Annotated in this window: 10 protein-coding genes; 9 read left to right on the forward strand and 1 reads right to left on the reverse strand. The window is 69.1% G+C overall.

Annotated elements, in window-relative coordinates; translation table 11 throughout:
• Window positions 1-19: 19 nt before the first annotated feature.
• Window positions 20-2,050, forward strand: a complete 2,031-nt coding sequence (locus ABDJ85_RS14645; protein WP_347705528.1) for an AsmA family protein — start codon at window positions 20-22, stop codon at window positions 2,048-2,050.
• Window positions 2,051-2,135: 85 nt separating this feature from the next.
• The gene (locus tag ABDJ85_RS14650) at window positions 2,136-3,554 is read left to right on the forward strand and encodes an esterase-like activity of phytase family protein (RefSeq protein ID WP_347705529.1); all 1,419 of its coding nucleotides are present in this window, start codon (window positions 2,136-2,138) and stop codon (window positions 3,552-3,554) included.
• A gap of 1 nt (window position 3,555) precedes the next feature.
• On the opposite strand, the gene ABDJ85_RS14655 is transcribed toward ABDJ85_RS14650, so the two are convergent.
• Window positions 3,556-4,455 (reverse strand): alpha/beta fold hydrolase, encoded by a 900-nt coding sequence (locus ABDJ85_RS14655; protein ID WP_347705530.1) that lies wholly within the window; start codon window positions 4,453-4,455, stop codon window positions 3,556-3,558.
• A gap of 193 nt (window positions 4,456-4,648) precedes the next feature.
• On the opposite strand from ABDJ85_RS14655, the gene ABDJ85_RS14660 reads away from it, so the two are divergent.
• The 7 genes from ABDJ85_RS14660 to ABDJ85_RS14690 all read left to right on the forward strand — a co-directional run bounded on the left by ABDJ85_RS14660 (window position 4,649) and on the right by ABDJ85_RS14690 (window position 12,613).
• Window positions 4,649-5,248 (forward strand): TetR/AcrR family transcriptional regulator, encoded by a 600-nt coding sequence (locus ABDJ85_RS14660; protein WP_347705531.1) that lies wholly within the window; start codon window positions 4,649-4,651, stop codon window positions 5,246-5,248.
• Between the two features lie 92 nt (window positions 5,249-5,340).
• On the forward strand, window positions 5,341-5,466 hold the full coding sequence (locus tag ABDJ85_RS14665) for a hypothetical protein (protein WP_347705532.1): 126 nt from the start codon (window positions 5,341-5,343) through the stop codon (window positions 5,464-5,466).
• A gap of 7 nt (window positions 5,467-5,473) precedes the next feature.
• Entirely contained in the window at window positions 5,474-6,379 is a 906-nt protein-coding gene (locus tag ABDJ85_RS14670; protein ID WP_347705533.1) for an alpha/beta hydrolase, read from the forward strand.
• Between the two features lie 145 nt (window positions 6,380-6,524).
• Entirely contained in the window at window positions 6,525-7,376 is an 852-nt protein-coding gene (locus ABDJ85_RS14675; RefSeq protein ID WP_347705534.1) for a hypothetical protein, read from the forward strand.
• A gap of 27 nt (window positions 7,377-7,403) precedes the next feature.
• On the forward strand, window positions 7,404-8,492 hold the full coding sequence (locus ABDJ85_RS14680; RefSeq protein WP_347705535.1) for a helix-turn-helix domain-containing protein: 1,089 nt from the start codon (window positions 7,404-7,406) through the stop codon (window positions 8,490-8,492).
• 72 nt (window positions 8,493-8,564) lie between these two features.
• Window positions 8,565-10,700: a hypothetical protein gene (locus tag ABDJ85_RS14685; RefSeq protein WP_347705536.1), complete on the forward strand. Its 2,136-nt coding sequence runs from the start codon at window positions 8,565-8,567 to the stop codon at window positions 10,698-10,700.
• 2 nt (window positions 10,701-10,702) lie between these two features.
• Window positions 10,703-12,613 carry an apiosidase-like domain-containing protein gene (locus ABDJ85_RS14690; protein WP_347705537.1) on the forward strand — a complete coding sequence of 637 codons (1,911 nt, stop codon included), beginning with the start codon at window positions 10,703-10,705 and terminating at the stop codon, window positions 12,611-12,613.
• Window positions 12,614-12,620 lie beyond the last annotated feature (7 nt).

Genomic DNA, 12,620 nt, shown 5'->3' on the forward strand with positions numbered 1-12,620 from the left:
CTGGGCAGGAGTGATCAGGATGCGTGCATTGAAGCTGCTGGCGTGGACAGCGGGTGGGGTGGTGGCGCTGGTGGCCCTGCTGCTGGCCGCCGTGCTGCTCTTCGTCAACCCCAACGACTACAAGGACCGCATCGAGGCGGGCGTGCAGGCGGCGACGGGGCGGAGCTTGCGGCTGCAGGGGGAGTTGAAGCTGTCGGTCTTCCCGTGGCTGGCCCTGCAGGTGGGCGAGGCGCAGCTGGGCAACCCGCCGGGGTTTGGGGACGAGCCTTTTCTCAAGCTCGCCAGCGCCAAGCTGCGCGTGAAGCTGCTGCCGCTGCTGCTGCAGCGCAAGCTGGAGGTGGACCGGGTCGAGATCGACGGCTTGCAGCTGGCCTTGAAGCGCAATGCCGCCGGTGAAGGCAACTGGGTGATGGGGCAGAGCAAGGAAGAAGCAGCCAAGAGCGGCAGCAGCGCCCCGGCCGGGCTGGAGCTGGGCGGGGTGGAGGTGAAGAACAGCCGCATCAGCTTCGAGGGCCTGGTGGCAGACCAGCTGGAGCTGCACCTGGGCCGCGTGGCGCCGGGCACGGCCACGCCGCTGCGCATGGCGCTGCAGCTCAAGCCCTCGGCAGACGCAGCGCCCATGCCGCTGGCGCTGCAGTTTGCGTTGACCATGGACGCTGCCGCGCAGCGCTACCAGCTGGCACAGCTGAAGCTGGACGCCTCGCTGCCACGCGCGGGCAAAGCGGCGCTGGCGCTGCGCTTTGAGTCACCCTTGATCGACCTGGACCTGGCCCGCCAGACCCTGGCCGAGGCGAGCTTTGACAGCACGGTGGCCGGCGCGCGGCTGACGGGGCGGCTGAGCGGCAAGCAGTTGCTGGACGGCGCCGCGCTACAAGGCGGCTTCGAGCTGGCCGAGCTCTCGCCGCGCAACCTGCTGGCTACGTTGGGCCTGCCCGCGCCCAACACGCGCGATGCCACGCGGCTGACGCGCCTGGCTGCCAAGGGCAGCTTCAGCTGGGCCAAGGGGCAGGCGCAGGCCGAGGGGCTGGCCTTGCGGCTGGACGACTCGGAGCTGAGCGGGCGCCTGGGCTTCACGCCCGCGAGCGGCGCGCTGAGCTTTGACATGGCGGTGGACCGCATCGACCTGGACCGCTACCAGGCGCCGCCGTCGGCGGCCCCGGCTGCTGCGGCCGCCGCGTCCGCCACCAAGCACGAGCCCATCGAACTGCCAGTGGACTTCCTCAAGCCCCTGCACGCGCACGGCCAGTTCAAGGTGGGTGAGATCCGCGTGGCGGGGCTGACGCTGACCGAGCTGGGCGCAGGCATCGCCATTGCCGACGGCCTGGCGCGCCTGGCGCCGCTGCGCGCCAGCGTCTACGGTGGGCAGTACCAGGGCGAGGTGCGCATCGACACCCGCCCGGCCACACCCACGCTGGCGCTGGACGCCCAGCTCGCCGGCATCGACGTGGCCGCGCTGATGAAGGACTTTGCCAAGACCCAGCGTCTGAGCGGGCGCGGCACCGTCACCGCCAAGCTGCAAGCCCAAGGCCGCCACAGCGATGCCCTGGTGCGCAGCCTCAGCGGCAGCGTGGTGGCCGACCTGGCCGATGGCGCGGTGGAGGGGCTGGACCTGTGGCACGCGCTGGCCCAGGCCCAGTCGCTGCTGAAGCAGCGCAGCCTGAGTGCCGAGGCCAGCCGGGGCCGCACGCCCTTTGACAGCTTCCACGCCTCGGCCCAGCTGACCGACGGCGTGGCCACCACACGTGACCTGCTCGTCGCCTCGCAGCGCCTGCGCGTCTCCGGCGAGGGCACGACCCACCTCGTCAACCAGTCGCTCGACTGGCGCATCAAGGCCGCCGTGCTCAAGGCCCCCGAGGGCGACACGGCGGGCATGAGCGAGCTGGAGCGTGCGTCCATCCCGGTCACCATCACCGGCCCCCTGGCCGACCCCAAGATCCGCCCCGACCTCGCCGGGCTCGCGCTGGGCCGGGTGAAGGAGCAGATCGAGCAGAAGAAGGACGTGATCCGGGAGAAGGTGAAGGACCGGTTGAAGGGGCTGCTGGGGCGCTAGGGCCCGGTGTTCGGCGCACCGTCACACGCCTTTCATTCACGGTCTCTAGGCTGGCGGCTTTCATGCCTGCTACCTGGAGCCTGCCGTGCAATGTCGTCCCACCTCACGCCTTCTGAGCCTGGCCCTGAGTGCCGCCCTGCTGCCCGCTGCGGCGTCGGCCGCCAGCTTCGTCAACGGCCTCGCCATCCCCGGCAGCCTGCTCGACCTTTCGGGCGGCACCACGGTCAACAACGGCCGGGTGGGGTTCTTCTCGGACATCTACTACGACCGCAACCGCAATGAGTGGTGGGGCCTGTCGGACCGCGGCCCCGGCGGCGGCACGCTGGACTATGCGACCCGGGCGCAGCGCTTCACGCTGGACGTGGACGCGAACACCGGCGCGATCAGCAATTTCAAGATCGTGCAGACCGTGGTCTTCAGCAGCAATGGCAGCCCGCTCAATGGCATTGCGCCCAGCCCCGTCTCCAACCTTGGCTTGGCCCACGACCCCGAGGGCTTGGTCGTGCTGCCCAAGACGGGCAACCTGCTGGTGTCTGACGAATACGGTCCCTCGGTGCGCGAGTTCACGCGCAGCGGCGAGCTGGTCCGCACCTACATCACGCCGGCCAACCTGATCCCGCGCAGCGCGGGCACGGGCACGCCCAACTTTGCGAGCGACACCGGCAACACCGCCGGCAAGCGCACCAACCGGGGCTTTGAAGGCCTGGCCGTCAGCCCTGATGGCAACTACGCCTACGCCGTGCTGCAAAGCGCCACGCTTGACGAGGGCGGCGGCAACGGCAGCATCAACCGCATCGTCAAGTTCGACACCAGCACCGGCAAGGCGGTGGCGCAGTACGCCTATGCGATGAAGCGCAGCGGCCAAGGCCAGGGCGTGTCGGCCCTGGTGGCCATCAATGACCACGAGTTCTATGTGCTGGAGCGCAACAACCGTGGCGTGGGCATTGGCGCCGACTTCGCCACCGCCGACAAGGAGGTCTACCGCATCGACCTCGCCGGCGCGACCGACGTGACCAGCCTCAACCTGGCCACCGCCCCGGCGGCCAGCTATGCCAAGGTCAGCAAGTCGGGCCAGGTGATTGACCTCGACGCCAACACCCTGGCCGCGCTGGGCAACAAGAGCCCCGAGAAGTGGGAGGGCCTGGCCATCGGCCCCAAGCTGAGCAACGGCAGCTACCTGGTGCTGGCCGGCACCGACAACGACTACAGCGTGACGCAAAACGGCAGTGGCACGCAGTTCGACGTCTACCTGCGCTTCAGCGATGCCGACCCCTATGCCACCAGCATCCAGTGCCCGCTGGGACAGACCACCGGCTGCACGGGGGCGCTGAGCAGCGTGCCCGGCAATGGCAGCTACCAGCTGCTGCCCGGCGTGCTGCACGCCTACACGGTGTCGGCTGCCGAGCTGGGCGCCTTCCAGGCCCCGGTGCCCGAGCCCACCACCTGGGGGCTGATGGGCGCGGGGTTGCTGGGCATGGCAGCCTATCGTCGGCGCCGCGCCTGATTTACTTTGCCGCGACGGCCTCGCGCACCGCGTTGACGACGAGGGCGTTGTCGTCCCACATCAGGAAGTGGTAGCCGGCGGCGCTCATGCGGATCTGCACGCCGGCGAGGCCCGCGTACTGCTGTTCAAAGATCGCCTTGGTGCTGGCCTCGGTGCTGCCCATGGGGGCGTAGGCCGCCCAGGCGCCGAGCACCAGGGTGGGCGTCTTGACCTTGGGCAGCAGCGGGCGCAGGTCAGCCGTCCAGAGCTCTGACATGGCGGCCGCCGTGGTGGCGCGGTCGCTGGCCAGGCCCCACTCGATGACGGTCGCAATGCGCGCCGGGTCCTTGCTCATGCCGGCGGCGCTTTGGCGGGTCTGCTGCTCGTAGGCTTCTTTCGGGCTGGACAGGACGCCGGCCTTCATCTGCGAGGCCATGGCCTGCAGTTGCTCGGGGGTGGCGCTGGGCATGCGCAGGCCCATGATGAAGGGCAGGCTGTCCACCACCACCAGGCGGCCCACGGCAGCGGGTTGCTCGGCCGCCATCATCAGCGCCAGCGCGCCACCCAGGCTGTGGCCGACGACCACCGGGGCCTGCAGCTTCTCGGCCGCGATATAGGCCAGCAGGCGGTCACGCATGGGGGCGAGGAAGGTGTCCGACGCCGCCGGCTTGGCACCGGCAAAGCCGGGCAGCTGCACGATGTGGCATTGCACCTGGGGCTGCAGGGCGGCGCAGGTCTCGCGCCAGACGCTGGCGGCACTGTTGAGGCCCGGCACCATCAGCACGGGCTTGCCGGTGCCGACGACTTCGACCTCCAGGTCCTGGAACTGCTTCTTGGTCTGCGCCTGGGCGGCGACAGCGGCAACGAGGACAGTGGCCGCCACGGCCAGGCGGCGGAACAGGGTCTTGGGGGATGCGTTCATGAGGGTCTCCTTCGGGTTGGGGCGCAGCGCGGTGTGCGCCTGGCTGGAACGCATGGTCTCGAAGACCGGCCACCGGCGCCCGCCCCTGCCGACGAATCGCCAGCCGGCACGACGATTGGCAAATCCCCCGGGCGAGCGGGGTCCTGTGGGCCTGTGGCTTGCTATTTCGCACGACCGTGCTAAATTTCGATCCATGGAAGCCAAGACCGAGCGCAGCGAGCTGACCCAGACCGCCATCGTGGACATGGCGCTGGAGATGGCCGCGCTGGACGGGCTGGAGAGCCTGAGCATTGGCGAGATCGCCAAGCGGCTGAGCCTGTCCAAGAGCGGCGTGTTCTCGCGCATCGGCTCGCGCGAGGCGCTGCAGAAGGCCGTGCTCGATGAATTCGACCGCCGCTTCCAGCAAGACATCATCGTGCCGGCGCTGCGCGAGCCGCGCGGCCTGCCCCGGCTCGACGCCATGCTGCGCGCCTGGCTGGAGCGCGCGCTGCGCCCGGGCTCACGCGGTGCCTGCCTCTACGCGGCCGGCGCCTTCGAGTTTGACGACCGCGACGGCCCGCTGCGCGAGATGCTGATGGCCGGCATCCAGCGCTGGCGGCAGTCGCTCAAGCGCACCGCGATGCAGGCGCAGGAGGCCGGCCAGTTGCGTGCCGACGCCGACCTCGACCAGCTGACCTTTGAGCTTGACGGGCTGATGATGGCCCTGATGCGCGAGGCCCGCTTCCTGCGCAACCCCGACACCGCCGCGCGCGGCTGGGTCAGCTACCAGCGCCTGCTCGACCACTACCGCTGAACCCCAGCCACCCCTGATTTGCTTTGCCCTCACCCGCCCATCCCTGCTGACCAATTTCGCACGACCGTGCGACAACCTTCAAAGGAATGACCATGCTGCTGACCATCCTGGTGTTTGCCGCCCTCGCCGTTGGTGCGGTGGTGCTGAAGCTCGTGGCAGGCGCTGCCGCGCTGAGCCGCCAAGTCCCCAAGCGCAACGAAGACTTCATCTTCTATTGAGCCGCCCATGACCACCACGCCCACCGCCACCTCCCCTGCCCCCAACCCGACCGACCGCTTCTACGCCGCCGGCTGGGCCCAGCGCGCCCTGGCCGGCGGCCTGCGCCTGGTGCAAGCCACCTCGCCATCAGCGGGTGCGCGCCTGGCCTTTGCCATCTTCTGCACGCCCTTGCCGCTGAAGTGGCTGGTCCGCCAGCGCCTGCCCGCACCTTGGCGTGCGCAGACCTGGGAGCTGATGGGCCAGCAGCAGTGCGCCTGGCGCCATGCCGATGCACCCCTGCACCCGCAGCGGCCCCGGGTCCTGCTGGTGCATGGCTGGGGTGGGCAGGCGCGGCAGTTCCAGGCCATGGCCGAGCAGCTGTGGGCCGCCGGGCTGGACCCCATCCTGCTCGACATGCCCGCCCACGGCCACAGCAGCGGCTCGCAGAGCCACATGCCCGCCTTCTTGCAGGCCCTGCACGCGGCACGGCAGTTCTTCGGGCCCCTGCATGGCGCCGTGGCGCACTCCATCAGCGCCGTGGCACTGAGCCATGCGGTGGCGCGTGAACTGCCGGTGCGCCGCCTGGCGCTGATCTCGCCCTCGTCGCCCCCGCGCCAGCTGCTGGCCTGGTATGGGCAGACCTTCGGCCTCTCAGCCGCCGTGATGAGCCGCATGAAGGCACGCATCGAGCGCCTCGCCGGCATCGGGCTCGACAGCTTCGAGCCCGAATGGATCGGGCCCCGCCTGAAGCAGCCCACCCTGCTCGTCCACGACCGGGGCGACCGCGCCGCCCCGCTGGCCCAGTCGCAGCGCCTGCAAGTCACGGCGCCCGACGCCGAGCTGTGGGTGACCGAGGGCCTGGGCCACCAGCGCATCCTGCGCGATGCGGACGTGATCGAGCGCGTGACGCGGCACATCGCCGTCGGCGCGTGAAGCGACAACGGGCCCGACGGCCCGCAGTCGTGATGCGTCCTCTTCGAACGAGAAGGACAGTTCCGGGGCCCTGAAGTCAGACCATGCCGCCGCCGCTCGGCTCCCAGGAGCACGGGCGGCCGCTCAGCCTGACTTTGGAGATCCCATGCAAACCGTCAACCTCGCCCGCCTGACCCGCCGCCTCGCCCTGCCTGTGCTGCTCGCACTCGCCGGCACCGCCTGTGCCAGCGACCTCGGCAGCCCGTCGCGCGCGATCCACCCGATGGACTTCATCGGCCAGGACTTCAACCTCCAGATCGAGAAAACCCAGGGGCCGGCTGCCAGCAGCTATCCCAACCAGGGCGCCATCGTGCGGCGCATGCTGGCCCATGGCCAATGGAGCTCGCAAGGCGCGGGCGGCCCCAACCATCGCGAGGCCGCGGGCACCTCGCAATGGCGCCGCAGCGGCACGGGCGAATGGGTCGAGATCTCGACCGAGACCTCGACCATTGCCCCGGGCGGCCCTGCCAGCTCCGTCCTCACCTACACCTTCGATGGCCCGAGCCACGGCCGCTGGAGCTGGAACATCAATCATGGGCAGGCCCTGCTCAGCGGCAGCTTCACCACCGCGCCCAGCAAGCCCAGCGCCGAGCAGGTGCTCGCCCCGGTCACCAACGCCGGCCTGCATGTGCCGCTGATCATCAAGTCAGCCGTCTCGACCGACCTGCCCGCCGGCAGCTTCCCGGCCGCCGGCCTGGTGCTGCAAAGCTACGCCGCCGACGGCACCCTGAGCTTCCAGGGCTTTGGCCCCGGCACCATCAACTCCAAGGGCAGCTACACCTACAAGCGCCTGTCGGCCAATACGGCGGTCGAGGAAACACTGCAGACCAGCGACTTCTTCACCCTGCCCTACACCATGGTCTACACCTTCAAGACGGCCAACTCGGGCGTCTGGTACCAGAACTTTGCCAACGGCCTGATCCGCTTCTCCGGTACCTTCGACACCTTTGCCCGATAGACCAAGCCTGGACCTCCGAGAGCGCCCGTGACCGAAACCCAAAAGGCCCTGTGCCTGTGCGCCGTGAGCCTGGGCAGCTGGACCCTGCTCAGCCTCTTGCTCTCGCGGACCGGCGAGCGGGCCTTGCGCCGCACACTGGCAGTGCTGGTTGCGCTGCTGCTGCTGCCCCCGCTCAATGCCTATGTGTTGCTGCTGCGCGGCGAGGCCTGGGCACCGCTGGCTGTGTGGAGCCACTGCCTGACCTGGGCCTACGGCCCGCTGCTGCTGCGCAGCCTCGGCCTAGCGCTGCTCTGGCCGACCGGGGCTTGGGACCGGGCCTGGCACCTGCTGCCGGCGGCCCTCGCGCTGGCGGCCGGCGCGGCCGGGCTGGATTGGGCCAAGTCGCCGCTGCTTGCGGCGCTGCTGGCGCTGCAGACCCTGGGATACGGCGCCTTTGTGGCGCGCTCCAGCTGGCGCCAACGGGTGCGGCTGCGCCAGCTCGCACGCGGGCACCGCAACAGCCGGGCGCATTGGTTGCTGTTCCTGGCCGGAGGCCTGGTAGCGGCAAGCGTCTGGGACCTGGCCGTGTTCGCCGCCATCAAACTCGGCCACCTGCCCCCAGCTGGCTTGCTGCTTGGCTCCGCTCTCGGCATGGCCGTCTATGTCGATGCCATCGCCCTGCTGGCCCTGCATCCGCCGGCCTGGCTGGATGCGGAGCCGGCGACGGAGCCCACACCGGAGCACACACCGGAGCCCGCGCCGCCCCGGGTCGTCGAACTCAGCCCCGACGCCGTCCGTGACCTGGCCGCGCGGCTTGAACAGCTGATGCAGCGCCACGGCCCGCACCGCGACCCCGACATCTCCCTGCCCCGCCTGGCCGCGCTGATGGACATCACGCCGCACCAGCTCTCCGAGCTGCTCAATCTGCACCTGGGCAGCAGCTTCTACGACTACCTTAACGACCGCCGTCACGCCGATGCGCTGCAGATGCTCGCGCAGGGGTCCGCCGAGCTGACCGTGGCCGACATCGCCTACCGGGCCGGCTTCAACAACCGCAACAGCTTCTACAAGGTGTTCAAGCAAAAGACCGGCCTCACCCCGGCCGACTACCGCCGCCAGTACCAGCGCCGCGCCTGAGGCGAGAACGGCGCCCGCAGGCCCCTGGAGCAGGGCCTAAAGTCCGCATCCCACCTCCGCCGGGGATCGATCTTGTTCCAACGCCTGGTCCTGCTGATCACGCTGCTCGCGCTGTCCGCCAGCGCCCATGCCGGCCTCTTCCAATTCGGCAAGCGCGTCGACAGCCCGCAAGGCCGCTATGCCGAGCGCATGTTGAGCGCCAGCGCACCGCCGCAGCAAGGCACCGCACCGCCCGTGCAGGTGGACATGTCCATCGACGCCAGCCTCGGCGCCGAGGCTTTCTCGATTCAAGCCAAGCACCAGCACCTCAGCATCACCGGCGGCGATGCGCGCGGGCTCATCTATGGCGCGCTGGAAGTGCGCGAGCAGCTGCAGAACGGCACGCGCATCGACCGCCTGAGCACGCGCAGCCACACCCCCAAGCAGGCCTTCCGCGGCATCAAGCTCAACACACCGTGGGACAGCTACCGCCCCAGCTCCGCGCTCGCCCAGCACACGGACGCGATGAAGGACCTGAAGTTCTGGGAGGCCTACCTCGACATGATGGTGGCCAACCGCTTCAACGCCTTCACGCTATGGACCATGCACCCCTTCACCTACATGGTGCGGCCCACGAACTTCCCCGAGGCCAGCACCTGGACGGATGCGGAGTTCGCGGAGTGGCAGCACCTGTACCGCGAGATCTTCCGCATGGCCAAGGAGCGTGGCCTGGACACCTATGTGGTGTTCTGGAGCATCTTCGTGAGCGAGGCTTTCGAGAAGGCGCACAACCCCGCCGCCAAGAACTTCTACCCGCACTACTACGTGGACGGCGACACGAGTGACGTGACCAAGCGCTACCTGCGCGAGAGCGTCACGCAGATGCTGCTGGAGTACCCCGACCTCGACGGCATTGGCGTCTCGCATGGCGAGGGCATGGGCGGCATGACACCGCTGCAACGCCAGCAGTTTGTGGACGAGGTCTACGTCGCCGGCGCGCAGGAAGCAAACAAGACGCGGCCGGTGAAACTGATCCACCGCGTGCCCTTCTCGTCCGGACTCAGCTCCGGGCCCGGCGTGAGCAACGACGTGGAGAGCCTCACTCGCGCCGCGATGGAAAAGCTCGGCAACCAGTTCGCCGGCCCCATCTGGGTGGAGATGAAGTTCAACTGGTCGCATGGGCACTCCACGCCCAAACTCGTGAAGGTGCATGGCGGCAAGCTCGGCGACACCTACTTCAAGCCCACGCCCACCAACTACCGCGTGGTCTGGCAGGTGCGCAACGAGGACTTCTTTGCGCTGCGCTGGGGCGATGCCAGCTTCATCCGCGAGCAAATTGCTCTGAATGGGCAGGCCGATGCGGTCGGCGGCTACTTCGTGGGCTCGGAGACCTATATCCCCGCGCTGGACTACTTCACCGCCGAGGGCCAGCGCGTGCCCTGGCACTGGGCCTTTGAGCGGCAATGGCTGTTCTACAAACTGTGGGGCCGCTTGCTCTACGACCCGAACACGCCGGAATCGGTGTTTGCTGCCGACTTCACGCGGCGATTCGGTCGCGCGGGCGCCAAGCTGTTCCAGGCCTATGCCCACGCAAGCCAAACGCCGCTGCTGCTGGCGCGCCTCTACGACTCGCGCTGGGACTTCACCCTGTACGCGGAAGGCCTGCTCGCACTGCAGGGCGAGACCACGAAGTACATCGGCGTCGAGGCCCTCATCAACCAGCCGCCGCTGGACCCGGCCTACGTCTCGATCAAGGACTTCGTGCAGGCAACCAACGCGGGCCGCCGCTTCACCACTGCGAAGCAGACACCCATCGCGGTGGCGGACGAGCTGCATGCCCGTGCGAGCCAGGCGCTGGCGCTGATCAAAGGCATCGACCTGCGCCGCGCGCCCGATGACGGCGTGCGCCAGGAGGTGGCTGACGTGGCGATCTGGGCGCACCTCGGGCTGCACCTGGAAGCCAAGATCCGCGGCGCCATCGAACTGCAGCGCTTGCGCACTGTGGGCGGCGAGGCGCACCGGCAAGCGGCCCTCCGGCACCTCAGCGCCGCGCTGGCGCAGTGGGACGAGGTGATCCGCCTCTCGCGCCCGCTCTACAAGGACATGCGGCTCACCCACTACAACCACAACGCCTTCGAGGCCAACCCGGACAACTTCTTCCACTGGGCGCGGATCCGCGACGAGGTGGCGCGGGACCTCGAAGTCGCTCGCAGCGCGAAGGCGCCTTGACCATGAGACGCCTCTTCCTCCTCCTCGCGAGCCTGCTGTACATCGGGGTCGCACACGCCCGGCTCCAGTCCGGCGAGGTGCACGTCTGGGACACCCAGGAGATCACCTTCGAGGCCGCGCGCGACTACGCCAACCCCTACGTGGATGTCACGGTCTGGATCGAGCTCAGTGGCCCGGGCTTCAAACGCAAGGTCTACGGCTTCTGGGACGGCGGGCGGACCTTCAAGGTGCGCTTCGTCGCCACCGCGCCCGGCGAGTGGCGCTGGAAGGTGGCCGCCACGCCGGCTGACGACGCGGGGCTCAACGGCGGCGCCGGTGCGCTGCGCGCGGTGGCCTGGTCAGACGCCGAGATCGCCGACAACCCCAACCGCCGCGGCTTTGTGCGTGCCAGTGCCAACGGGCACGCGCTGGTCTATGCCGATGGCTCGCCCTTCTTCCTGCTCGGCGACACCTGGCTCGCAGCCTCGACCTGGCGGCTGCCCTACCGGGGCGTGCCTGCCGCTGCGGGCTATGTGCCGGGGCCTGGCATCTCGTTCGAGGAAGCGGTGGCCTGGCGCAAGCGGCAGGGCTTCAACTCGGTGTCCTTCATTGCCGCCTTCCCCAACTGGGCGGCCGACGCGCACGGCGCCACGCACGCCAACAAGGACGGCGTCTTCCTGCGCAACGCCTGGGAGAAGTTCGGCGCCTGGGCGCCCAACGCCAAGATCTCGACGCCCGACGGCGCCACCACCACGGCCAAGGACATGCATGACGAACAGGGCCATCGCCCCTTCGAGGTGTTCCCCGACCGCGAAGGCCTCGCCAACTTCGACCGCATCGACCCGCGCTACTTCGCCAGCCTCGACCGCAAGATGCAGCACCTTGCTGCCCAGGGCTTTGTGCCCTTCCTGGAGACCATCCGCCGCGACAACGCACCCGCGTGGAAGCGCTACTTCGATTTCAACGCGTCCTATGCGCGCTTCGTCAACTACATGGTCGCGCGCTACGGCGCCTACAACCTCGTATTCAGCGGCATCCACCTCGACTGGATCCCCAAGGACTTCAGCCTCACGGCCGACGAGTTCAATGCCGCGCTCACGCACCACCACCGCCAGTACGGCGGCCTGCCCTTCGGTCAGCCCTACACCACGCTCATCGACAGTTCCACCTACAAAGCCTTCGGCCATGCCGAGCAGGCGCCGTGGCTGACCATGCACACCGTGGGCAACAACCCGCGCAACCACGCCATCTACGCCTCCATCGAAGAGCTGTTCCACCTCCAGCCCGCGATGCCAGCCGCCAACCTGGAGCCCTACTACACGGGCTGGAACCACAGCATCAACCGCCCCGGCGGCGAGACGCCCGACGAGAACTCGCCGCGCGACAACTACTTTGCGCGCGCCATGATGTATGGCTCCGTGCTGTCCGGCGCGCTCGCGGGCCATGTGCACGGCACAGCGGCCTACGACCTGACGACCACGGGCGAAGCCGCAGGCTGGCGGCCCTACATCTGGACGGCGTTGCAGTACACGTCAGGGACCTATATGCAGCACCTGCGCAGCTTCGTGCTGTGCGAGGGCGCCCGCTACCAGGACCTCGCGCCCGTGCCGCAGGACCTCGCACCCCGCGCCGTGCCCGGCGCGCTCGCCGATGGGCTCGACGGTTGGTCCTTCCTGGCACGCACGCCGGCACGCGACTTCGCGCTCGCCTACTTCGAGAGCCGTGCGGTGCGACCCAAGCTCGCGAACTTTCAGCCGGGCGGGCGCTACGTGTGGACCTGGTTTGAACCCGAGACCGGGCGTTGGCACCGCCCCCTCACGCTGAGTGCCGATGCAGCCGGCACATTGACGGCGCCTCCGTTCCCGGCAGGCGTCACGGCAGCAACGCGCGACATGGCAGCCAAGATCGTTGCCGTGTCGGCGAAGACGCGTTGACGCGCCT

Source organism: Roseateles paludis (assembly GCF_039872745.1).
GTDB classification, from domain to species: Bacteria; Pseudomonadota; Gammaproteobacteria; order Burkholderiales; family Burkholderiaceae_C; genus Pelomonas; species Pelomonas paludis.